The organism is Nostoc sp. UCD121 (assembly GCF_014222285.1).
Classification (GTDB): Bacteria; Cyanobacteriota; Cyanobacteriia; order Cyanobacteriales; family Nostocaceae; genus Nostoc.
Window position 1 is genome coordinate 37213 of the sequence record NZ_JACKZS010000001.1, and the last position, 23704, is coordinate 60916.

Sequence of the window (23704 nt, forward strand, 5' to 3'; positions counted from 1 at the left end):
GAATTACATTGTTCTATCAGTAGGTATCTATCTACTGACTAAAATGTACTGTGGGCAATCTGAGTAACTTACATGGAGAGCTTCTTTACCGATGACTGAACCCCAAAACTTGACAACTGCTGATGGTATTCCAGTTAGCGATAACCAGAACTCACTTACAGCTGGAGCGCGTGGCCCTGTATTAATGCAGGATTTCCACCTCATAGAAAAGCTGGCTCATTTCAACAGAGAACGTATTCCTGAAAGAGTTGTTCACGCTAAAGGTGCTGCTGCTCATGGTACTTTGACTATTACCAATGACATTACCCGCTATAGTAAAGCCAAACTTTTTTCTGAAATTGGCAAGAAAACGGAACTTCTCTTGCGTTTCTCTACAGTCGGAGGAGAAAAAGGTTCAGCAGATGCCGAGCGTGACCCTAGAGGTTTTTCCCTCAAGTTTTATACTGAGGAGGGTAACTGGGATCTTGTAGGTAACAATACCCCTATTTTCTTCATCCGCGACCCTTTGAAGTTTCCTGATTTTATCCATACCCAAAAGCGCAATCCGCAAACCAATTGCAAAGACCAGAATGCAAAGTGGGATTTTTGGTCACTCAGTCCAGAATCGCTTCACCAGGTGACGATCCTGTTTTCAGATCGGGGAATTCCCAAAACCCATCGACACATGGACGGTTTTGGTAGCCACACCTTTAGTTTAATTAATGCTGAAGGCGATCGCGTTTGGTGCAAATTTCACTTTAAGACTCTGCAAGGGCATCAAACCTTGACTGAGGAAGAATCAGCTAAGATTAAGGGCGAAGATCCAGATCATGCAACTCACGATCTGTTTGAAGCGATCGCTAAAAAAGACTATCCTAAGTGGCGGATGTGTATTCAGGTGATGACCGAGGAGCAAGCGGAAAAACATCCTGATAATCCTTTTGACTTGACCAAAGTTTGGAAACAAGGCGAATATCCTTTAATTGAAGTCGGGATATTAGAGCTAAATCGTAACCCTGAGAATTATTTTGCCGAAGTAGAGCAAGCTGCTTTTAGCCCTAGTGCAGTGGTTCCTGGCGTTAGTTTCTCTCCAGACAAAATGCTGCAAGCTCGAATCTTTTCTTACCCAGATGCTCAACGGTATCGCTTGGGTGGTAACTATCAGCAACTACCTGTCAACCAGCCCAAATGTCCAGTGATGCATTATCAGCGAGATGGCTTTATGGCATCGGGGAACAACGGCGGTAGCGTTCCTAACTATGAACCGAATAGTGCTGAGGGTACGCCCAAAGAAAATCCAGCTTATGCAGAACCACCTAGTCATTTAGGCGATGTCACAGTCGATCGTTACAGTCATCGTGAAGGAAACGACGATTATACCCAAGCAGGTAATCTCTATCGGTTACTAACTCCTGAACAGCAAGAGCGGCTTGCTAAAAATATTGTCGGTAGTCTCTCTCAAGCAAGGGAAGACATCCAAATGCGCCAACTTTGCCACTTCTTCCGGGCAGATATTTCTTATGGTCGTCGTGTAGCTGAAGGATTGGGCATTTCAATCGATCCATCAATGTTTTCTCATGATGCTCAACCTGTAGGTAACTGGTAGCCTTATCCAATTTTGTGGGGTGGGCATCTTGCCCGCCTTAGAGGATGTTTGAAAAGTTATTTTCTTGGTAGCAAAACGTTTTAGATCCCCCTAAATCCCCCTTAAAAAGGGGGACTTTGATTCCGGTTCCCCCCTTTTTAAGGGGGGTTAGGGGGGATCAATAAGTGCCTAAAATCACAGCGAAACACTTTTCAAACAACCTCTTAAAGCAAATTCCTTTGATTAGCTTACAAACTAAATCGAGGTAATTTAAACATGAAATTAACAGCAACAGAAAAAGGCTTATTAATTCCTAAAGAACTATTAGGAGAAAACCAAGAGTTTGAGATTATTCAAGAAAATGGAAAAATTATTATTACTAGCATCAAACAAACATCTTCTATTTGGGATTTAGGTTCAAATCCTGTGGAATGTGATGTAAAAGATGGTGCAATTAACCACGATCGCTATTTCTATAACCCGTTAACCGAGATAAAAGCTTCGTTAACGGAGCTAAAATACTCGTTAACGGAGATAAAAGCCTCGTGAACGGAGCTAAAAGCCTCGTTAAGGAAGATAAAAGCCTCGTTAACGGAGCTAAAATACTCGTGAACGGAGATAAAACACTCGTTAACGGAGCTAAAATACTCGTTAACGGAGCTAAAATACTCGTGAACGGAGATAAAATACTCGTTGACGGAGTTCAGAGGCTCATTAAGTAGATAAACAAAAATATTTACAGTTATTGCGATCGCACCCTTCGCAAAGCATATCGTAGAGAAGTAGTTCTAGGCGTTGCGATCGCACTATTTTGCTTCACTGCATTTGCACTGACATTGTGTAATTAATTATGTTGCTTACTTCTTAGACTAGGATTTGAATCCCAGGCGGGTAATGCAGCCGGTGCAGCTTACCTAAATTACTGAAACCAACGCCAGACACAAGCAACCATTCTCCTGAATCAAGGCTGACGATTCCGCCGCAAGTCTTCCAGATTTTCACGAAAGGTTATTGTATCAGGATGATTTGCCCCTAAGCGTTTTTCAGCAATCTCCAAAGCATCAATATATAAAGGTTCGGCATCGCTGTACCTTCCCTGTGAATTGTAGAGTCCTGCTAAATTGTTCAGGCTTTTTGCTACATCGGGGTGTTCATCCCCCAGCAGGCGTTTTCTCATCGCCAAAGCTTCGATTAACAAAGGTTCGGCATCGTTGTATCTTCTCTGTGAATCGTAGAGTGCTGCCAAATTGTTCAGGCTAGTTGCCACATCGGGGTGTTCATCCCCTAGCAGACGTTTTATCATCGCCAAAGCTTCGATATATAAAGGTTCGGCATCGCTGTACCTTCCCTGTGATTTGTAAAGTGTTGCCAAATTGTTCAGGCTAGTTGCCACATCGGGGTGTTCATCCCCCAGCAGACGTTTTCTCATCGCCAAAGCTTCGATTAACAAAGGTTCGGCATCGCTGTATCTTCCCTGTGATTTGTAAAGTGTTGCCAAATTGTTCAGGCTAGTTGCCACATCGGGGTGTTCATCCCCCAGCAGACGTTTTCTCATCGCCAAAGCTTCGATTAACAAAGGTTCGGCATCGCTGTATCTTCCCTGTGATTTGTAAAGTGTTGCCAAATTGTTCAGGCTAGTTGCCACATCGGGGTGTTCATCCCCCAGCAGACGTTTTCTCATCGCCAAAGCTTCGATTAACAAAGGTTCGGCATCGCTGTACCTTCCCTGTGATTTGTAGAGTAATGCCAAATTGTTCAGGCTAGTTGCCACTGAGGGGTGTTCATCCCCCAGCAGATGTTTTCTCATCGCCAAAGCTTCGATAAACAAAGGTTCGGCATCGCTGTACCTTCCCTGTAATTTGTAGAGGAGTGCCAAATTGTTCAGGCTAGTTGCCACTGAGGGGTGTTCATCTCCAAAACGTTTTTTAGCAGCTGATAAACATTGTTCATGCCACGGTAAAGCTTGGACGTATGCTCCTTGACCTTCGTAAAATCTAGCCAAGCCTACAAAAGGCCAGATTAAATCATCATCGCTTAACCACGCTTGGTAAAGTGTGGCAGCTTCTCCAAGGTGAGGGATGGCAAGAGTTGCTTGAGCAATTTCTATCAATGTGGGTGTCTGAGGAATATCTTTTGCTACGGCTACCATTGCTTGACAATAGCCACGCTTAAGTTCGTCAGCTTCAGCCAAATCTTCTAACTTCTGCTGCAATAATTCCCGAATGCGTTCGTGAACTTGGTAGGTGTCCTCTGCCAATTCTTGCAGCAAATAACGCTCAACTAAAATAGTGCAGTTAGCTTTGAGGTCAAATTCCAAATCGCTAGAACTTGCTGCTGATTCTACCAAAGACCAAGGGATAGGAGCCAAAGCAAACAAACTCAAAAGACTTGCCAATTTTTGCGCCTCTGGTTCCAAGCTTTGCCAATTCAACTCAAAAGCTGCTGCTACACCAGACTCACCTGCTGATGCTTGCTTTTGTAGCTGTGCGAGAATATCTGCTAGCATGATTCGCTCCCTGGCTCTTGCCGCAGTCCTGCTATTAGGTAAAGTCCAACAGGTACATAATTCACAAATTGGCAAAGTCCCTTAGCAAATTCTAATTCCTTTTCAACCCTATCTTTTCCCAGCAGGGTTGTTAATAATTCTAAGGCTGCATCTGCTGACAATTTACCTAACGGCAGTGATGGATATGCTAACCCTGTGTTTAGACGAGTGGTAATTAACACCTTAAACCGAGAACCTTTAGGTGGTAGATAGGGTTGAATTAGCTTCCAGTCTTTGACATCATCAAATATTAATAGAACTTTGCCAGCTTGCCACTTCTTCCAGCAATAAGCAACTTGACCTGCTAGGCTTAATCCATCAGGAAGATTAAAGTTAGGTAAATTAACAACTCCAAACTCTACTAACTGGGTTCCCAAATCAATACCTTGGGGATTTAACCAACAACACCCGCCCGAATAATCTTCTAAATATTGCCATGAGTATTGAATAGCTAACTCTGTTTTACCCACGCCACCTTGTCCAGTCACATCGCTAATTACTACAACATCATTTGCTTGCAATAGCTGATGCAATTGTTCTATTTGCTCATCCCTCCCGACAAACTTACGAGCTTGACTCTGTGGGATATCATGCGGGATATCAAACGGATTAAAATGAGATTTTTCAATATCTCCATCCCAACTGCGGGAATAAAAATAAGTCGGCAGTTGTTTTTTATCTAAACCGTTAAATCGCTGCTTAACTGCCTCAGTGACTTCCCTCATATTTGGCGGAAAAGTCCCATTAGCTGCTGCAAAAGCCTCCCGCACAGCTTGAGAAAAGTATCCTGTTTTATTTTCAGAATTTACCTTAGCTTGCTCTCCTTCTCGCGTAGCCAGTAACACAAATTGTTGACTATCTTGCTTTGGCTGACCACTCAAAAAAGCTTTGCCGCCTAAATTAGTTGGTCTTCCCTTGGACTCTAAAACATAATTGGCACAGGCATCAATAATACAAATATGATTACGAATCTGAAATTTATCGGAACCCAACAAAACTAATAAAGAATCTAAATCTAAATTCTGCCAATTCTGTTTATTAGCATCAGCACAAAGCAACCGACGCTCTCGTTCTGAGGTAATCAAACCATGTCCCGCCCAAAAAATGTAGAGTAAATCCCCCGACTTTGGGGATAAAAAGTTAGTCACAATGTCGGAGATATTTTGCTCTGTTGCTAACTCTACAGTTAACCCACATTCCCCAATTAACTGCTGATTTTCTTCCAGCGCTGATAAACATAACCGGATATTCTCCCTCGGTACACCGTGCAGATGCAGCCAATGAGCAAATTTCAGCGCGTCATCGGCTGGCCCCCCACCTGGCACGTTCCAAGCAGTTTCGTGGTACTTTTCAATACCCACAATTAAGCCAAATGTTCGCTCAGGTTTAGCCATCAACTGCATGATGACTTAGCCTCTCACGTTATGGGGAAAATGACCTAACCCGCTAGGGCGTGTTTTCAAACCTTTCTTGAAGCACCTGAGTCTTTGGAGATCCCCCCAACCCCCCTTAAAAAGGGGGGCTTTTAGAGTTTCTTTTCTCTCCTTTACAAGAGGGGTTAGGGAGGCTTTTAGAGTTTCTTTTCTCCCCTTTACAAGAGGGGTTAGGGAGGCTTTTAGAATTTCTTTTCCCCCCTTAAAAAGGGGGGTTAGGGGGGATCTTCGAGTTTGAAAACAGTCCCTAACCCCCTTCCTTACTGGAGAAGGGGGGAAATTTAAAGCCTTTCTCCTTGTAGGGGAGAGGTTTGGAGAGGGTTTTTCTAGATACCGTAAAAAGTAAACCATTATGGCAACCTCGAAATAATCGCCTCCCAGGTTTTGGCATTTGTCCAATAAGCACCGTGGGAACGGGGAAATGGTTGTCTGCTATCCACTGGTACATCCTGCACTCGCTCAGGGAAAATTCTATTACCCACATAACTGAGAAAATCGCGTAAATCGTAGATATTCAACCATTGCGGGAAATGCTCTGGTAATAACTGCCCATATTCTAAGCTGTAGAGGGCGTTAATCTCATATAAAAATGGTGCTTGGGAACCAACTGTTACCAATAATTCCACCTGAGACAACTGTTGCTGCACTAGCAAATCTACACAAGCGATACCTCCCAAACTATGGGCGATTAAAACTACTGGCGGTTCTGCTTGGGCAATTTGTTGCTGGATAAATGCCCTGATTTTTTCACCCCGCGTCTGATACAACAAAATATCACCAGGCATAGGCGAAATTTTATCAGTTAACTCAAGGCGGTTTCCTCTTATATAATTTGTTCCGCCGTGCTGCGCTAGTTCAACAAATGGCTTTAATAACCAGCTACCCAATCCTAACTCCGCCTCTCCTAAAGCCAGAGTCAGCAATTCCACAACATCATCCCGCAATTGGGCATCGGTGAGTATGGGGGGAAATTTTTCTTGCTGTTCGCTAATAAACATTGCTTGAGCCACAACTGCTCTAGCTATTGGTGCATAATATTCACTCAAATCAGATTCGGAAACTGTGAGCAACGCCCGTTCATAAGGTTCACTGTGGATAACCGCCTCTCGTGCTGGCTCAAATACCTCTGCAATTCCCGCTTCTTGCAATTTAGCTTCCAGTTCCAATGTCGGAGTGAGACTCGCTACACGAGATTGTAAAACATCCCCTGGTTCTTCCCCAAAGGGATTTCCTGACTCAATCGGTTTCAAGGACAACAGCCGCAACTCATACAGAGGATCGCGGTATAATTGCCCCCACAATACAATATCTGCGTCTTCTTCTGACTCAGATAAAGCTAGTGTCGAATTCTCCAAGGGTACTGATGCCCGATTATCATTGAATTTTGCACCTAATACACCCCAAAGGCAGGGAGAAACTTTGATATCAGGACGTTGAGCGTGAATCTTTTGCTCAATTATCTGAAAAGTTTCGTTGTATTCTCTTTCCCTAATGCCAGTGCCATGTACAAATATTACGGTAGTCACAATAATTCGTAATTTATAATTCGTAATTTTTACTCCATACCTGAAGTTAGGAGCTTGAAATAATGATACTACCCGTTGTTATATTTCCATTGATGAATCAAGGGGCTTGTACCTATTTAATTACGAATTACGAATTACGAATTACGAATTACGAATTAGTAATTATCACTTGGTTTATTAAAAACTTCTAAAATCTGTCGGCAAATCTGTTTGAGCTTATCTTCAATTTCACCAGAAGGCGAAGATGCGCCGACAACACTCCAGTTTTCTACCGTAGAAAGTCGCCACGCTTCACCGCGATGATCGAATCCAGCTACCTCCACACCGATCGCACGGCGGGAATTATTTATGGGATCTTGATAAAATCGGATTTGAATTAAAATACTGCGACTTCGCCAAGATTTGCTGATACCAGGAAAGTGAAAGCCAATATCTATAGAATCTGGATCAACTAACTCCCTGGTTTCCGGGTCATTTTTCCAGGGTTTGAGATCGGATTTGGCATCAGGAAACTCGAATTTGAACAAGTTAACCACCGTAGCAATGTTGCTAGCGAGTTCAAGGTTCGTTGCCTGTTCAGCTGCATTCACTAAAAAACACTCCTATAATTGCGTCGGCATCTTCGGGGATCTGAAGATAGAAAACCGCCAGAAGGCTTATATTATTGGTGTTTCAGCTTATCAAGACCTTTGAGATTTAGCAACTCTAAATCAGACTTCCCTAACAATGCTGGTAACTAAGTAGATGTGAAAAATAGCTTCTTGTTGGGACTGTCTAACACCTATTAAGTAATTGTACTTAAAAACTTCTCAAAAGCAGATGAAACTCTGCCCTTTATAAAAAATATCAAGATTTTCTGCAAGATCCTTGGCAGACAAGAACGATAAATTGCACTAGCGACGATCTAAAATGACACTGTGAATCGGTAAACAAAAAGCAATTAAGTTCATTGTCATGGCGCGTCAACGCTCGATTTTTTCATTTGTTTTAGTATTATTAGCCACATTCCTCATGAGTTGTGGCGGCCCTAGTGCTTCAGTAACACCTCCAACTTACACAGCGACTCAACTTGAAAGAATTCAGGCTTATGTTCCTGAAATTCAGGCTGTGCGCGATCGCTCAGATGAGTTGAAAACCCTGATCCAAAAAGGTGATTGGATCAATGTGCGTAACTTTATACATGGGCCCATAACAGAAGCAAGGCTGAACTTGACTTATGTTACTCCCAACCTGCTACCCAAAGACCAAGCCGCAGCACGTCAGATAACACGAGATTTGTTTAACGACTTAGTTAAGCTTGATAAAGCTACTAGTGCTAGCAATCCTCTAGTTGCCTTGAATCAATCCCAGGCTGCTTTCACAGACATTGACAAATTCCTCGATCTGCTTCCTAAAAAAGAAGAAGGTTAAAAGTTAGAGACGCGATTAATTGCGTCTGTACAAGAGTTAGGAGTTAGAGATGCGATTAATCGTATCTGTATAGGAGTTAGGAATTTTAAATTTTTAACTCCTAACTCCTAACTTCTCACTTCAAGCACAAGTCATGAATGTAGTTATTATCGGTTGTGGTGTAGTTGGGGCTGCGATCGCTTATGAACTGAGTCTAGTAAAAGGGCTGAAAATCACAGTTTGCGATCGCCAACCACCAGCGCAAGCTTCTACGGGCGCTGCACTTGGCGTTTTGATGGGCGTAATCAGCCAAAAAATCAAAGGTAAAGCTTGGCAGATGCGACAAACTAGCATCCAGCGCTATGAAACTTTGATTCCAGAACTAGAAGCTTTAACTGGTCGCAAAATCCCTTTTAATCGCCAGGGAATTCTCAGTCTTGGTTTGGAAGAGGAGAATTTGGCAGCATGGGAAAAACTTGTAGAAATTCGCCACTCTCAAGGCTGGCATTTAGAAATATGGGACACGGCTAAACTCCAGAATATCTGTCCTCAAGTGGATTGTGAAAAAATTACTGGCGCTGTCTATTCTCCCCAAGATCGTCAACTCGATCCAACTGCTCTCACGTTAGCTTTAGTTGAGGCTGCCGAGCAAAACGGTGTAACTTTCAAATTTGGTGTGACTGTTTTGGATGCCCAAACCTCATCACCTGAGTCTTCCCCGCAAATTTGCGATCGCCTTGAGACTACAGAAGGAAAAATAGCCGCAGATTGGTTTGTAGTCGCAGCAGGGCTAGGTTCAACACCACTGACGGCAAAATTAAATCAGATAATTGACATCCGCCCTGTACTGGGACAAGCGTTGCAAATGCACGTAGGGCATCCATTAGGCAATCCCGACTTCCAGCCAGCGATAACGGGTAATGATGTGCATATTGTTCCCATAGGCGGCGGAGATTATTGGGTAGGCGCGACAGTAGAATTTCCCAGCGATGGAAATGAGATACCGCCAAATCAGGAATTACTGGAATCTGTTAGAGAACAAGCGATCGCATTTTGCCCAGAATTAGCCACAGCAAAAATTATCCGCACTTGGTCAGGCTTACGTCCCCGTCCTGAAGGTCGTCCAGCCCCAGTTATTGGTAAGTTGCCAGGGTTTAGTAACATCCTCTTAGCTACCGGACACTATCGCAACGGCGTTTTACTAGCACCCGCTACAGCTTATGCAATTCGTGAGATGATTATTTCTCAGGAAGTGGGGAGATGAGGGAGCAGGGGGAGCAAGGGAGGCAGGGGAAGCAAGGGGAGTAGGGAAAGAAAGAATAACTAATGCCCAATGCCCAATGCCCAATGCCCCATTCCCAATTCCCACTTGCCCTGAGCGACTTGTACTGAGCGTAGTCGAAGTAAGCCGAAGGGATGCCCAATATAGGAAAATAACGTGTCAATAACAGAACATAAAATCAATGTAGATTCACTGGAATGGTTTTATCGAGAATCTTTACCAATCGGCAGAACTGACTTAGCGCCTGTGTTGTTGTTACACGGCTTGGTTTCACAAAGTTACAGTTGGCGTAATATTATACCGGCTCTAGCGAATCAAGGTACAAGAGCGATCGCACCAGATTGGATTGGTTACGGCTTTTCTGCAAAACCAGAAAAACGAGATTTTGCTTATACTCCCGATGCTTTTATCACAGCTTTAGAAGGATTTGTCAGAGCTTTAGAACTTGAACATTTTTCTTTAGTTGTCCAAGGCTTTTTAGGTTCTGTAGGATTGCAATATGCTTTGCGTCATCCTGAACAAATTGCCAACTTAGCTATTTTAAATACACCAATATCAACTGCTGCCAAATTACCCTGGAAAATTAAACAAATGGGTTTACCTTTGGTAGGTGAAGTAATGACTCAAGACCCCTTATTAGTTGACCGAACCCTAGAAGCTGGTAGCCGTTATCGCATAGGAGATAAGGAATTAGATATTTATCGAAAACCATTTTTGAAAAGTTCTTCATCTGGGCGGAGTCTGTTATCAAGTATTCGCAATTTACAGCTTGATTCAGCAATGACCGAAATTGAATCTGGTTTTAAAGAATGGCAACAGCCAATTCTGATTCAATGGGGAATGATTGACCCTTGGTTATCTGTAGACGTTGCCCAAAAATTTACAGATTTAGCACCAAATAGCGAATTAATAAAACTTAATAACGTTGGACATTATCCTCAAGAACATTACCACGAGACGATTTTAGAAGACCTTTTACCCTTTGTGCGTCGTAAAGATGCTCATTGACAATATACCTTTGGCAAAAATCGATATTATAAAAATGAATGTCAAAATTCAGAATTCAGGAGTCAGAATCAATTAGTAAAGGGTGCAAAATCATCACTGTAGTCCACTAAATGGAAGATTAAGTGGCAGTATTCAAATGTTATTTCTTGTGAAAACTCATCCTTTAATGGGTGGAATATTCTGAATTCAGAATTCTGGCTCCTGACTACTTTTTATTACCATTACAAGTAAAGGAGATTATGATTCATGGCTTATTCTTGGTTTAAAGCATTTCATATTGTCGGATTTGTAGTTTGGTTTGCCGGATTGTTCTACTTAGTACGCCTTTTTATCTATCACGTTGAAGCGAACCTTGAACCTGAGCCAGCGCAAACGATATTGAAAAATCAATATCAAATTATGGAAAAGCGTCTCTACTATATCATCACGAATCCAGGAATGTACGTGACGATCGCAATGGCCATCGGTTTAGTAACCACTGAACCAGACGTTTTAAAAGAGGGCTGGTTACATATAAAACTGCTGTTTGTGGCTATTTTAATTGGTTATCATCATTACTGCGCTCGGCTGATGAAGAAATTAGCAGTAGGTGAATGTGGCTGGAGTGGTCAGCAATTACGTGCTTTAAATGAAGCACCTACAGTTATGTTAGTAGCGATCGTTCTGCTGGCTGTCTTTAAGAATAATCTCCCTACAGATATCGCTGCCTGGGCTATTTTTGCCATGATTATCTTGATGGCAGTCACTATTCAACTTTACGCCAAAAAACGCAGACAAGATAAAGAGAAGCTGACAGCACAGATAGGGCAACCACAAGAACAAAGTTAGAAAAATTGGGGTAGCATATCTGTGCTATCCTGCCTTATCCTGGAAACGTTTTCAGTAAATCATCGCCAGGAATCACGGTAGTGTAAAAACTATATTTGCGATTAGCGACATAACGGCGGTCTTGTTTAACAATCGCCATAAACTCTCTATGCCCCTCACGGGTACGTCCCACTAAACAACCTGCACTAGCAAGGCGAATATCATTCCGGGGAAAATCAAAACCGTAGTGTTGATTAACGTAAAAATTATCACCTGTATCAAGTTTATCGCCAGTCCGTTTAAAATCTTTATTGAAATCTCTACAAACAGTTATATCTCCAACTTGCACTAAAGCTTCGTGAGGTTCTGCTGTGCCGTGAGTGCCAACAGCCCAAGCTTTGTATTGTCCAAACTGAATCCTAGCGGCTCCTTTGGAATTCATCGGATTATAAGTGTAATACTTTCCTGGTTCTGTAGTTGCTTCCCAGTGGTCTACAATTTTGGGAACACCATTTACTACTTCAATCACAATCCGGCGATCGTTAAATTCATTGGGTGTATCACTGTTAAGAGTCCAGTCTGCATCTATGCCCTCTACATAAACAATGTTGTATTCTTTGGGATTGGTAAATACCTGATAACCTTTGGCTAGCATATATTTCACAATCTTACTAGCGATGTCATTGCCTAGTTTTAAGGGGGGTTTAGGAAGATCATCTATTTTGGTTTCAATCAGTTTTTTGGCTGTGACTGCTCCTAAAAAGCCACTCTCTTCAACCTTTGTTAATTCTTGAAATTTTTTGAGAGCTATCACAGAAACAGGGCCAAATTTGCCATCGGCTGGAGGTTCCAGCAAAACTAAGCCGATTAATACTATCTGAATCTGACGAGCCAAGTCTGCATCCTCAGCGATCGCATCAAATGACCATTTCTCATCTTTTCCCAAGAAATCTTGTAGTTTCATTATGCACCTGCTTTAATTTACTTACTTCTAAGTATAAACATCATTTTAAAAATTGATGTTGTCTGAAACTATACTCTAAGGTTAAATATGATGTCAGCTGGAGCCTGCGATGTTTACGACAAGCTACGCTAACGCACATTGCTTCAATGCAATACTTCATACAGGGTACATTATTAATTAGCTCAATTTCTTTGCTGCGCGTCCAAGCAGCAACTCGTCGTCAGGCATCACCTCTGTCAAACCCGAAATGACTAACGAAGAACTGCTGCAAATTACTGTTAACCAAAATCTAGGTTGTTTTACCAAAGACGATCTCAAAGATATTTGGCAAGACGACGAATATGCCCAAATGCGCGATGAATTACTTCAATTAATGATGCGGTTCAAGCTTTGCTACAAAATTCCCGGTTGTCCTGATACTTATATTGCGCCTCAATTTCTTCCCATTGAAAAAGCTAAATATACTTGGGACAATTCTAAGAACCTCATCTTGTGCTATACCTATCAATCCATGATACCCAAAGGTATGTTCACCCGCTTTATTGTCGAGATGCACCCTTGGATTGAACAGCAAAAACTCGTTTGGAAAAGTGGTGTTGTTCTTAATAAAGACCAAACTCGTGCAGAAGTCATTGAAAACTACAATCAACGGGAAATTAAAATCCGTGTAGCTGGAAACCGCAAAAAAGAATTGATGGCTGTTGTCACCCATGAACTCGAAAAAATCAATAGCTCTCAGGAAGGTTTGCAATATGAAGCCCGAGTTCCCTGTAACTGTGAGACTTGCAAAAACCTGCCGAAACCTCATTTCTATTCTCTGGACTTACTCAAAAAACGCTTGAATGCTAGCCACTATTACATTGAGTGCTATGAAAGCTATAAAAGGGTAGATGTCCGCAGCTTAATCGATGATGATGTCATGTTACAACCTGTTAAAGCAGATGGGGAAAACAACCCTGAAGTTACAGCGTTGGAAAGCGAACTGGAGCGCAAGCCAGATGAATCATTTAAAACAGTAACCAGAAATCAAGTTTTCATTAGCTATAGTCATAAAGATGAGGAGTGGCTTTCCAAACTCCAGGACTGCCTCAAACCAATAATTCGCAACCAAAAAGAGCTGGTTGTGTGGGACGATACTAAAATCAAAGCTGGTGATCAGTGGCGCAAAGAAATTGAAAATGCTTTAGCACTAGCAAAAGTAGCAGTATTGTTGGTTAGCCATAACTTTCTAGCATCAGACTTTATTCATGAGAATGAGTTACCCCCATTATTGGATGCAGCTAAAGCCAAAGGACTGACGATTATTTGGATACCGTTGAGTTCTAGCAACTATCAAGAAACAGAAATTAACAAGTATCAATCAGCGCACCCTCCCAATCAACCTTTAAAGAGCCTGAGTTCAGCACAAGAGGATGAAGCTTGGGTGGATATCTGTCAGAAGATCAAAAAAGCAGTAGCAGTCCCTCAGTAAAAGAGAGAGAAGATTTTTTCGCTGTGGTAATGTAGAAAAATGGTGTATTTTGCTCTTAGATGCAAGGTTTTTCTTGATTAGGGATGCTCAAAGTAAAGTTATTGAGCGTGCAAGGGATCGCATAAATCAATACCAACGTAAGTCCTGAAGATTTTAAGCGATTTAGATAGCTATATTATGGTAAAAGCAAAAATTTCAGTCCACTTCAGTGGACAGTAAGCTCTTAGCCAAGAAATTTATTTCTTGGCAGGATGTTCGTCAGCGCGACTTAACTTTGTTACAAAAATGTCGATAACGACAAAATCTGAGATCGAGCATAGACGCGTAGGAGTCTGCAATGATCGCACATTGCCTCAATGCAATCCTTGATACAGGGTACATTATTAATTAGCTCAATTTTTCTGCTGCGCGTCCAAGCAGCAACTCGTCGTCAGGCATCGCCTCTATAAAACCCAAAATGACTAACGAAGAACTGCTGCAAATTATTGAACAAGCTGTCAGAGACAATGTGACAGAATTAGACCTTTCTGGCAAAAGCTTAACAACGCTGCCAGAGGAAATTGGACAACTCACCAACCTGCAAATCCTCGACCTCAAAAGAAATCAACTGAGCAGTCTGCCACCGGAAATTGTCCAACTCACCAACCTGCAAACCCTCAACCTCAGCAGTAATCAACTGAGCAGTCTACCACCGGAAATGGTCCAACTTACCAACATACAAACCATCCAACTCTGGGGTAATCAACTGAGCAGTTTGCCACCGGAATTTGGCCAACTCACCAACCTGCAAACCCTCCAACTCTGGGATAATCAACTGAGCAGCCTGCCACCGGAAATTGTCCAACTCACCAACCTGCAAACCCTCGACCTCAGTAGTAATCAACTGAGCAGTCTACCAACGGAAATTGTCCAACTCACCAACCTGCAAACCCTCGACCTCAGCAGTAATCAACTGAGCAGTCTGCCACCGAAATTTGGCCAACTCACCAACCTGCAAACCCTCCAACTCTGGGATAATCAACTGAGCAGTCTGCCACCAGAATTTGGCCAACTCACCAACCTGCAAACCCTCGACCTCAACAATAATCAACTGAGTAGTCTGCCACCGGAATTTGTCCAACTCACCAACCTGCAAACCCTCGACCTCAGCAGTAATCAACTGAGTAGTCTGCCAAGGGAATTTTGCGAACTCACCAACCTGCAAACCCTCGACCTCAACAATAATCAACTGAGCAGTCTGCCACAGGAAATTAGGAAATTGTCAAACCTGAAAAAGTTGGATCTTCGTAGAAATCCAGTCCCCATTCCACCTGAGATTTTGGGGCCGAAGGCTTACTACAAAGATCCGGGTGATGTGAATGAAATTCTCGATTTCTATTTCCGGGTGCAAGACCCAGCCGAAACAGAACCCTTTTACGAAGCAAAATTCTTAATTATTGGCGAAGGAGGAGCCGGGAAAACCTCTTTAGCTAAGAAAATTGCAGATGAAACCTACGAACTCCAGCCAGATGAGGAATCAACGGAAGGCATTGACGTGATCCAGTGGCATTTCACACAGCCCAATGGCAAAGATTTTCGTGTCAATATCTGGGATTTTGGCGGTCAGGAAATCTACCATCAAACCCATCAGTTTTTCCTTAGCAAGCGTTCTCTATACGCCTTAGTTGCCGACACTCGCAAAGAAAACACCGATTTTTACTGGTGGCTGAAGGTTGTCGAACTCTTAAGCGACAAAAGCCCAGTTATCATCATCAAAAACGAAAAACAAGACCGTCAGTGCGAAGTCGATGGGGGCCAGTTACGAGGAGAATTTGACAACCTGAAGGAAATTCTGGCAACCAATTTAGATACTAATCGCGGTTTGGCAGAGATTAAAAAGACTATTCAACTTTACATCAGCAATCTTGACCATGTTGGTACACCTCTACCAAAACTCTGGGTAAGAGTCAGAGCCGCCCTAGAGAACAATTCCCGAAATTACATCAGCGTTGAAGAATACTTTACCCTTTGCCGAATCAATAATTTAAATGACCGTAAAGATATGCTGCGTTTGAGTAGCTATCTGCACGATCTCGGCGTTTGTCTCCACTTTCAAGACGATTCTACACTCAAACACTACGTTATCCTCAAACCGGAATGGGCGACAACAGCCGTTTACAAAGTTTTGGATAACCAAACTGTGAACCAAAATCTAGGTTGTTTTACCAAAGACGACCTCAAAAATATTTGGAAAAGCGGCGAATATGCAGATATGCGAGATCAACTCCTGCAATTAATGATGCAGTTCAAGCTTTGCTACGAAATTCCCAGTCGCCCTAACATTTATATTGCACCGCAATTGCTATCTATTGAAAAAGCTGATTATACCTGGAGCGATCGCCACAACCTTATCCTGCGCTACACCTATACATTCATGCCCAAAGGCATCCTCACCCGCTTTATTGTCGAGACGCACCCTTGGATTGAAGAGCAAAAACTCGTTTGGAAAAACGGTGTTGTTCTCAACAAAGACCAAACTCGTGCTGAAGTCATTGAAAACTACAATCAACGGGAAATTAAAATCCGTGTAGCCGGAAACCGCAAAAAAGAATTGATGGCTGTCATCACCCATGAACTCGAAAAAATCCATAACTCTTACGAACGTTTGCAATATCAAACCCTAGTTCCTTGTAACTGTGAAACTTGTAAAAATCTGCCCACACCTTATTCCTATTCTTTAGACAAACTCAATAAGCGTTTGAACGATCACCGTTACCAAATTGAGTGCGAAAACAGCTATGAAATGGTAGATGTCCGTAGGTTAATTGATGATGTCATGTTTCAAGGCATTAAAGCAGATGCGGAATTTAATCCCCAAGTTGCACAGTTGCAAAGCGAACTGGAGCAAGAGAGAAATGAATCGTTGACTATCAATAGTCAGGAAATTTTCATCTCTTATGCTTGGGGCGGAGAAAGTGAGCAATTTGTTAATCAGCTGGATGAGAATTTGCAGGCAAAAAGAATCAAAATTATCCGCGATAAACGCGATTTGGGCTACAAAGGACTGATTAAAGCCTTCATGGAACGGATTGGACGCGGGAAATGTGCGATCGCAGTTATTAGTGACAAATATTTAAAGTCTCCCAATTGTATGTTTGAGCTAGTGCAAATTGCTAAAAATGGTAAATTTTATGATCGAATTTTCCCGATTGTGTTAGCAGATGCCCAAATTTATAAACCTGTTGCTAGACTTAAATATATTAAGCATTGGGAAGACGAAATTAAAGCATTAAATGAAGGTATGAGAGAAGTTGGTGCAGCTAATTTGCAGGGATTTCGTGAAGAAATTGACCAATATACAGAGATTCGCAACACGATCGCAGAACTAACCAACCTGCTAAAAGATATGAACACCCTCACCCCTGATATTCACAGCAAATCAGACTTTGAGGAATTGCTGAATGCGATCGCACAGCGTTTAGATGAGTAAAAATAACCTATTGCTTGGGTTTAGAGATTAAGCAATGTCTCCGACTGGCTAGACCTACGCCCTTTTGACTCGATAATTTTTGTTCTGAAATACAACCTTTAAGTTCAGAAGCAGAATGATGAGGGTTAAAGGTGCAACTTTGAGGGTTAAAGGCGCAACTTCGAGGATAAAAGGTGCAACTTTGAGGATAAAAGGCTCAACTTCGAGGGTTAAAGGTGCAACTTCGAGGATAAAAGGTGCAACTTTGAGAGTTAAAGGTCAAGCGATCGCCCTTTTAACTCGACAACTCGTGTTCAAAGGTGCAATATTTGAGTTCAGAAGTTAAACAGTGAAGGTTGAAAGTAAATCTTTGGCTCTTTAATTCACTTTGGAGTTTCCACTGTCCAATCCTGTGTCATCAAGTTTGGAACTTTGCTAAAGTCGCTAGTGTTGCGAGTCAATAATACTAAGCTTCGTGAAAGTGCGATCGAAGCTATTCTTAAATCCATCGTGGCTATGCGAACCCTTTGCGCTCGTAACCCTTCAAATATCGTTACTGCTCCAGCATCGAATGGTAAAATTGGTGCTGCCGAAAACCCCTGAATGATTTCCATTAGCAGAGTATATCCCCGAACTACATCACGAAGTGTTTGGGAACGAGTAATAAAGGTATGAGCGCCAATTACTTGCTCATGGAAACTAACAATAGAAAAAGCAAAATCTGTAGCTTGATGCTGGGCAATATGAGCAGCTAATGTTAAAAACTCTGTTCCTGAGCATCTTTGAAGAAAACTGATATGGTCAGTGTCCAGTAGATATCTCACAGTTGTTCGCCAGTCTCTTCTGTAAATATGTCAGCGTGGCGTAATGACCGACCATACTCTAAAGCTTCCAAAAATGCTGGTTCATCAGAGATTGAGCCAATAACCTTTTCCAGCCAATTACTATAGGTAGGCGCATCAATGACTCGATGTTTGATATCTGCAACTGTTTGTTCAAGAGTCGCTAAACGTTGTTCAAGATTTGCTTCATCTAACATAATTTTCTTTGAGACTTTAGTTTTAATGGTAATACTTATCCGCGCCTGGACAACGCGGATGAGCATCTTGTCTATCACAATAAACTAAGGTTAGGTGTAGCTGTAGTTTTAGCCTGGTAAGCCTTTTTGACACCAACCCAGTTACTAGCAATTGGCATTCGCCAACCGGTTCCAAAGGCGCGATCGGTGATTTTCAATCCCGGCGGTGCTTGTCGCCGTTTAAATTCAGCCCGCGCCACCATTTGGATTACTCTATCTACAATCACCGCATCGTGACCGGCTGCAACAATTTGCACTGCTGATTGGTGGTTGTGAACCAGGCGTTGCAAAATATCGTCCAAAATTTCGTAAGGCGGTAGAGAGTCTTGATCCACTTGGCCTGGTTTGAGTTCGGCGCTGGGTGCTTTAGTCAAGACGTTTTGCGGGATGATTTCGCGATCGCGATTTAACCAATGGCAAAGTGAATACACACGGGTTTTAGGAACATCTGCAATCACAGCTAACCCGCCATTCATATCGCCGTAAAGAGTACAGTAACCCACAGCCATTTCTGACTTGTTACCTGTAGATAAAAGCAGATAGCCAAATTTATTAGCGATCGCCATTAATAAATTACCCCGAATTCGGGACTGTATATTCTCCTCAGCCAGCCCAAACTCCGTACCCGCAAACAAATCACCTAAAGTTTGATCGAAGCCTTGCATTAACTCACCAATTGGTAAAAGATTAGTCTTAATCCCCAAATTTTCGGCTAATGCCAAAGCATCACTAATGGAATGCTCGGAACTGTAAGGGGAAGGCATGAGAACACCGAGGACATTTTCTTTACCAAGTGCAGCAGTTGCGATCGCAGCTACTATTGCCGAGTCAATTCCGCCACTTAAACCCAACACTACTTTAGAAAAGCGACACTTACGAGCATAATCTCGCACTCCTAAAACCAAAGCTTGCCAAATTTCTTCATCTTCTGATTCATAGACAGGTGCTACAGAACCCAATAGTAAATCGCTTTGTACCTCATCAAATTCAATTACCATTAAATCGGTGTCAAAGCCACGGGCGCGAGACATAATTTCACCTTGACGATTTAAGGCAAAACTACACCCATCAAAAATTAGATCGTCATTTCCACCAACTTGATTAGCATAAATAATCGGTTGTTGAAAACGCACTGCACTATGACTGAGCATTGTTTCTCGAAACTGTTGCTTGCCGACAGTGTAGGGCGAAGCAGACAAATTGACAATCAAATCTACACCCAGAATTGCTAAGTCAGCAATTGGATTTACTGCGTAACTCCGTTTGCCCCAAAATTCCTCATCGTTCCATAAATCTTCGCAAATAGTTACGCCAATATCGATATTATCTAAAGTAAAATAATTAGCTTGCAAACCTGGTTCAAAATAGCGACGTTCATCAAATACATCATAAGTAGGCAAAAGTCGCTTGTGAAAAACTTGCTGTACTTTGCCATTCTCTAACAAAGCCATGCTGTTAAATAAGGTTTTACCGCCACTAATATATGCATTGGGGTTCGGTTCAACAGTTCCTACCAACACAGCTAAATTTGGTGGTAAATCTTGAGCCAAGTTTTGTAGAGTGATGCCCATCGCTTCCACAAAACTAGGATTTAGTAATAAATCTCGTGGTGGATAGCCACATAAAGAAAGTTCTGGTGTCAACAACAAACGCGCACCGCTAGATGCTGCGCGTTGTGCCGCCTCCAGGATTTTTTGGGCATTTAAAAGCAAATCACCAATAGTAGGATTAATTTGAGCGATCGCAATTTTCATATTATTTGTTATTAGTCATTGGTCATTTGTCAAGAGTCAAAATAAGTTACTCAGGACTTTGGATGCAAAGTAAGGTGAGTTTGACAAGTCTTATTTGACCTCTCCCCCAGCCCCTCTCCGACACGAAGCTACGGTGTACACACAAGTTACACAAGTTACACAAGTTGTCGATACTACCAGCTCTCGAATTACCCCACCCTAACCCTTCCCTTTCCAAGGGGAGGGAACTAGATTTTCTTGTTTCCCCCCTTGGAAAGGGGGGATTAAGGGGGGTAATTAGACTTGTGTATACACCGTAGCCGACGCAAAGAGACGAGCAAAAAGCTGAATTAATTTTTCGTTGCTCCTCCCTTTCCGTTTCGGAAAGGGAGGCTGGGAGGGAGAGGTTCATCGAACTTACGTTCAAGTGATTGGTTAAATAAACACCAAGGGTTTATCTTTTAAGGGAGCAAAAGCTTCCGCGTCAAACTTATACAAACTAGCCGGACGACCAGCACCCCGTGATACCTTAATTCCGGTATCGCATAAAAAACCTAACTTGAGTAGACGCGCCCGGAAATTAGAATAATCGGAAAAGTTATCACCTAAAACTGTGGCGTATAACTGATATAAATCATTCAAGGTGAACATTTCTGGCAAGACTTCAAAAGCAACTGGGCTATACTCTAATTTATTTCGCAATCGCCTGTGTCCATAAGCCAAAATTTCATTATGGTCAAAAGCTAATTGCGGCACTTGTTTTACTGGATACCAAGCTATGCCAGTCATGCGATCGGCAATCAATTCGGCTTCTTCAAATCGCACTAGGGCAAAGTAACTAACTGATAGATAACGCACACCATAACTATCAGTTGCTTCCCGTGGATCGCGATTCGGCCCGCCAAATGTATAGAGTTGTTCTAAATAGAGATTGTTGACCTTAATTTTCTCCGCCATAATGCGATAGGCGGCATCTTCTAAAGACTCTCCGGGACGCACTAAAGTACCGGGAAGACTCCAATGATTTAGAAATGGTTCTTGCTGTCGCATTACTAGTAGAACTAACAGCCGATTTTGTACAGTATCTACAGAAAAAATTACATTATCAACACCAACCTTGAAATCGGCCAAAGGTTGTTGGTTTAACGGAGTTGGTATCTTTTTTTGTGAACGTCCTGGCATTCGTACAAATGCTCTCGATTAATATAGGCAACTACAGGGGCTGTGAGGGCTTGAGAATCTCCATGTTCGCGGTACGCTGTTGAGGAAACATCTAGACCGATCAGACTAGCGATCGCAATTTTCCCTCCCAGCTTTTGTACTACCTCTGAACTAGACTCATCTATTACATATCCGGGTCGCGGTACAATAAGCAGTTGCACTTGCTGTAACAAATCTTCAATGCGATACCAACGTGGTAGCTGACTCAGTAAATCTGAACCAATAATCAACGTCAATTCAGCGTCTTCACCCCAAGTAAGCTTGGCTTTTTCTACTGTTTCCAGCGTTCTGAAGCTACTTAATTCTTGTTCCAAAGCAATATTATGCCTTGGCGCGTCTATATCCGCAATCAACAGTCGCAACATTGCCGCCCGATGTTCTAAGGGTGTTTGATGAGACTTAAAAGGATTATCCGCCGCCCAAACCGCTACCCAATCATAACGCTCAGACAACCAACTCAGAATTTTTTGATGTCCCGCAGTTGGCGGATCGGCACTAGTACCAAACAAAGCAACTCTCATCATCTTACTTTGCGTCCTTTGCGTCCTTGGCGGTTCGTTTCTTAGTTTCTTCAGTCAACACCCGTAACCCTTCAGAAATCTCCACTTCTACAGCCACCGGACGATCCAAAAGCCGTGTCTGTTGTGGCAAACTAGCAACTGAGGCGGCGGTACGTTGACGAATTATTGCCAAAGACTCTAACGGTTGCACCCGTTGACCCTCCTGCACTACCAATTGCAACAAAGGTTCTTCATCCAGAAGACTTTCACCTAAGAGTCCCAACCTATCTGCTTTTACCTTACCTCCTGTATACGAGCGAAAAATCTGCTTGCGCCCTGGATAAGTAACTTTACCACTTGACTGCTTCATCACTGGGATGCCATCAATTTCTACAAGTTTATAGACTCCATTTACAGGCGAACCTGTAACTAGTCGCGTTCCCAGTCCGTAACCATCAATTTGCGCCCCAGCAGCTTTTAATCTGGCAATTTCCCACTCATCCAAGTCGCCACTGGCAAAAATTGGCACACCGGGAAGGAGCGATCGCACCTGTTTTGATAAGGTAACTAAATCTCCTGAGTCCAATCTCACTCCTGTCAATTGCATTTCCCCAGAATTTACCTTTTCGGCCAAGCGCTGGGCAGCAGCAACGGTATCGTAAGTATCAATCAACAAGGGCGCACCCGGAAAATATCGATGAAATGCACTAAAGGCTTGTTCTTCAGTGCCTTCTATTGCTGACAATGCCATCACCAGGGCGTGCGCCATCGTACCACTTGGCTGTTGTCCCAGTTGTAGCGCTGCTAACACATTGGAGGTGGAATCTAACCCACCCGCCAAAGCCGCCCGCGCCGCCCACAAAGACCCTTGCGGGCTAAATGCTCGTCTTGTGCCAAATTCTAAAAGTGTTGCTGATTCCCCCGCTATATCCCGCAACCTTGCTGCTTTTGTGGCAATTAAAGTTTGGTAATTAATCGTATTCAGCAGGTAAGTTTCTACTAGTTGCGCTTGCCAAAGTGGTGCTTCCACCCGTAACAATGGTTGATTGGCAAATACAGCCGTCCCTTCTGGTACTGCCCAAACATCACCAGTAAATTTTCCCTCGGCTAAAAGTGACCAAAAGCGATCGTTTGCATGAGCAAAAATTCCCGTTGCCTGTAATGCCGCAATTTGCGCGGAACTAAAGCGAATTTTGGCTAAATATTCTAATGCCTGCGTTAGCCCCATTGCAATTAAATAACCAAAACCCTCTGGCAATCGTCTGACTGACAACTCAAAGCTGGCCCGTCGTTGTTCTATACCTTCGCCTGTGTAACAAGCTGCCATCGTCAATTGATAAAGATCGGTCAGCAAGCTATAGTCATCAGCCGAGAGGTTTAGTTCCTGGTTCTGCTGGCTTTGCTGTTTATATACATAGTCCAAATCTGGCAAAGTTGTCATGCAAGAGATTCCTTACAAGCTGCTTCTTTTATTTATGGTAATATTTACCATAAATAATGTCAACTACCATTAAGGATATTTCAGGCATTGCCCTGTAACAGTAGGTTTGCAGGTAAGTTTATACTAGCTTTATAGAATACTTAATATTTTTTAATAGTAAAATCTAGCAATAATGTTTATTTGACGGGTGGCTAATGAAAGATAATAATATCCTTCTAAGGCAAGTTTGTTTGCTAACCTCTTTCCCAGAGTGGATTTAAAGAAATAGATAAGTTTCAATTACAATAAAAGAGA

Annotated in this window: 21 protein-coding genes; 10 read left to right on the top strand and 11 right to left on the bottom strand. The window is 42.5% G+C overall.

Annotated features, from left to right (window positions below):
• Positions 1-91 precede the first annotated feature (91 nt).
• From GNF10_RS00185 to GNF10_RS00195, 3 genes are all read left to right on the top strand, one after another.
• On the top strand, positions 92-1585 hold the full coding sequence (locus GNF10_RS00185; protein ID WP_185579905.1) for a catalase: 1494 nt from the start codon (positions 92-94) through the stop codon (positions 1583-1585).
• A gap of 255 nt (positions 1586-1840) precedes the next feature.
• The gene (locus tag GNF10_RS00190; protein WP_221643387.1) at positions 1841-2113 is read left to right on the top strand and encodes a hypothetical protein; all 273 of its coding nucleotides are present in this window, start codon (positions 1841-1843) and stop codon (positions 2111-2113) included.
• A complete protein-coding gene (locus tag GNF10_RS00195) occupies positions 2110-2286 on the top strand; it encodes a hypothetical protein (protein ID WP_185579908.1) in 177 nt (58 codons plus the stop codon). The genes GNF10_RS00190 and GNF10_RS00195 overlap by 4 nt, the downstream gene beginning before the upstream one ends.
• A 239-nt stretch (positions 2287-2525) precedes the next feature.
• Here the strand turns inward: GNF10_RS00195 and GNF10_RS00200 are convergent, their stop codons facing one another.
• From GNF10_RS00200 to GNF10_RS00215, 4 genes are all read right to left on the bottom strand, one after another.
• Positions 2526-4070 carry a tetratricopeptide repeat protein gene (locus tag GNF10_RS00200; protein ID WP_185607097.1) on the bottom strand — a complete coding sequence of 515 codons (1545 nt, stop codon included), beginning with the start codon at positions 4068-4070 and terminating at the stop codon, positions 2526-2528.
• Complete coding sequence (locus GNF10_RS00205) at positions 4064-5503, bottom strand: ATP-binding protein (RefSeq protein ID WP_260446268.1); 1440 nt, start codon at positions 5501-5503, stop codon at positions 4064-4066. Before GNF10_RS00205 ends, GNF10_RS00200 begins: the two co-directional genes overlap by 7 nt.
• A gap of 389 nt (positions 5504-5892) precedes the next feature.
• Positions 5893-7068: an alpha/beta hydrolase gene (locus GNF10_RS00210; RefSeq protein WP_185579917.1), complete on the bottom strand. Its 1176-nt coding sequence runs from the start codon at positions 7066-7068 to the stop codon at positions 5893-5895.
• A 155-nt stretch (positions 7069-7223) separates the two neighbouring features.
• Positions 7224-7658 carry a hypothetical protein gene (locus GNF10_RS00215; protein WP_185579920.1) on the bottom strand — a complete coding sequence of 145 codons (435 nt, stop codon included), beginning with the start codon at positions 7656-7658 and terminating at the stop codon, positions 7224-7226.
• Positions 7659-8022: 364 nt separating this feature from the next.
• On the opposite strand from GNF10_RS00215, the gene psbQ reads away from it, so the two are divergent.
• The 4 genes from psbQ (at position 8023) to hemJ (ending at position 11575) form a co-directional block, all read left to right on the top strand.
• Positions 8023-8478, top strand: coding sequence for a photosystem II protein PsbQ (gene psbQ, locus GNF10_RS00220; RefSeq protein ID WP_185579923.1), 456 nt, complete (start codon positions 8023-8025; stop codon positions 8476-8478).
• 133 nt (positions 8479-8611) lie between these two features.
• A complete protein-coding gene (locus tag GNF10_RS00225) occupies positions 8612-9721 on the top strand; it encodes an FAD-binding oxidoreductase (RefSeq protein WP_185579926.1) in 1110 nt (369 codons plus the stop codon).
• Positions 9722-9895: 174 nt separating this feature from the next.
• On the top strand, positions 9896-10747 hold the full coding sequence (locus tag GNF10_RS00230) for an alpha/beta fold hydrolase (RefSeq protein ID WP_185579928.1): 852 nt from the start codon (positions 9896-9898) through the stop codon (positions 10745-10747).
• Between the two features lie 246 nt (positions 10748-10993).
• A complete protein-coding gene (gene hemJ, locus GNF10_RS00235) occupies positions 10994-11575 on the top strand; it encodes a protoporphyrinogen oxidase HemJ (protein WP_114085322.1) in 582 nt (193 codons plus the stop codon).
• Between the two features lie 34 nt (positions 11576-11609).
• Here the strand turns inward: hemJ and GNF10_RS00240 are convergent, their stop codons facing one another.
• Positions 11610-12518 (bottom strand): peptidoglycan-binding domain-containing protein, encoded by a 909-nt coding sequence (locus GNF10_RS00240; RefSeq protein ID WP_185579931.1) that lies wholly within the window; start codon positions 12516-12518, stop codon positions 11610-11612.
• A 247-nt stretch (positions 12519-12765) separates the two neighbouring features.
• Here GNF10_RS00240 and GNF10_RS00245 point away from each other — a divergent pair, with 247 nt between their 5' ends.
• The 3 genes from GNF10_RS00245 (at position 12766) to GNF10_RS00255 (ending at position 17783) form a co-directional block, all read left to right on the top strand.
• Positions 12766-13989, top strand: a complete 1224-nt coding sequence (locus GNF10_RS00245; protein WP_185579934.1) for a COR domain-containing protein — start codon at positions 12766-12768, stop codon at positions 13987-13989.
• 457 nt (positions 13990-14446) lie between these two features.
• Positions 14447-17458 carry a COR domain-containing protein gene (locus GNF10_RS00250; RefSeq protein ID WP_185579937.1) on the top strand — a complete coding sequence of 1004 codons (3012 nt, stop codon included), beginning with the start codon at positions 14447-14449 and terminating at the stop codon, positions 17456-17458.
• Between the two features lie 115 nt (positions 17459-17573).
• Positions 17574-17783: a hypothetical protein gene (locus tag GNF10_RS00255; RefSeq protein ID WP_185579940.1), complete on the top strand. Its 210-nt coding sequence runs from the start codon at positions 17574-17576 to the stop codon at positions 17781-17783.
• A gap of 37 nt (positions 17784-17820) precedes the next feature.
• Here GNF10_RS00255 and GNF10_RS00260 read toward each other — a convergent pair whose 3' ends face one another.
• The 6 genes from GNF10_RS00260 to GNF10_RS00285 form a co-directional block, all read right to left on the bottom strand.
• The gene (locus GNF10_RS00260) at positions 17821-18261 is read right to left on the bottom strand and encodes a type II toxin-antitoxin system VapC family toxin (RefSeq protein WP_185579943.1); all 441 of its coding nucleotides are present in this window, start codon (positions 18259-18261) and stop codon (positions 17821-17823) included.
• Positions 18258-18554, bottom strand: coding sequence for a transferase hexapeptide repeat containing protein (locus tag GNF10_RS00265; protein WP_311774090.1), 297 nt, complete (start codon positions 18552-18554; stop codon positions 18258-18260). The genes GNF10_RS00260 and GNF10_RS00265 overlap by 4 nt, the downstream gene beginning before the upstream one ends.
• A complete protein-coding gene (locus GNF10_RS00270) occupies positions 18551-20269 on the bottom strand; it encodes an NAD+ synthase (RefSeq protein ID WP_185579948.1) in 1719 nt (572 codons plus the stop codon). The genes GNF10_RS00265 and GNF10_RS00270 overlap by 4 nt, the downstream gene beginning before the upstream one ends.
• Before the next feature lie 414 nt (positions 20270-20683).
• Positions 20684-21430 (bottom strand): NUDIX domain-containing protein, encoded by a 747-nt coding sequence (locus GNF10_RS00275; protein ID WP_012411955.1) that lies wholly within the window; start codon positions 21428-21430, stop codon positions 20684-20686.
• A complete protein-coding gene (locus GNF10_RS00280; protein ID WP_185579958.1) occupies positions 21391-21990 on the bottom strand; it encodes a nicotinate-nucleotide adenylyltransferase in 600 nt (199 codons plus the stop codon). Before GNF10_RS00280 ends, GNF10_RS00275 begins: the two co-directional genes overlap by 40 nt.
• A 4-nt stretch (positions 21991-21994) precedes the next feature.
• Positions 21995-23410, bottom strand: coding sequence for a nicotinate phosphoribosyltransferase (locus GNF10_RS00285; RefSeq protein WP_185579951.1), 1416 nt, complete (start codon positions 23408-23410; stop codon positions 21995-21997).
• Between the last annotated feature and the right edge of the window lie 294 nt (positions 23411-23704).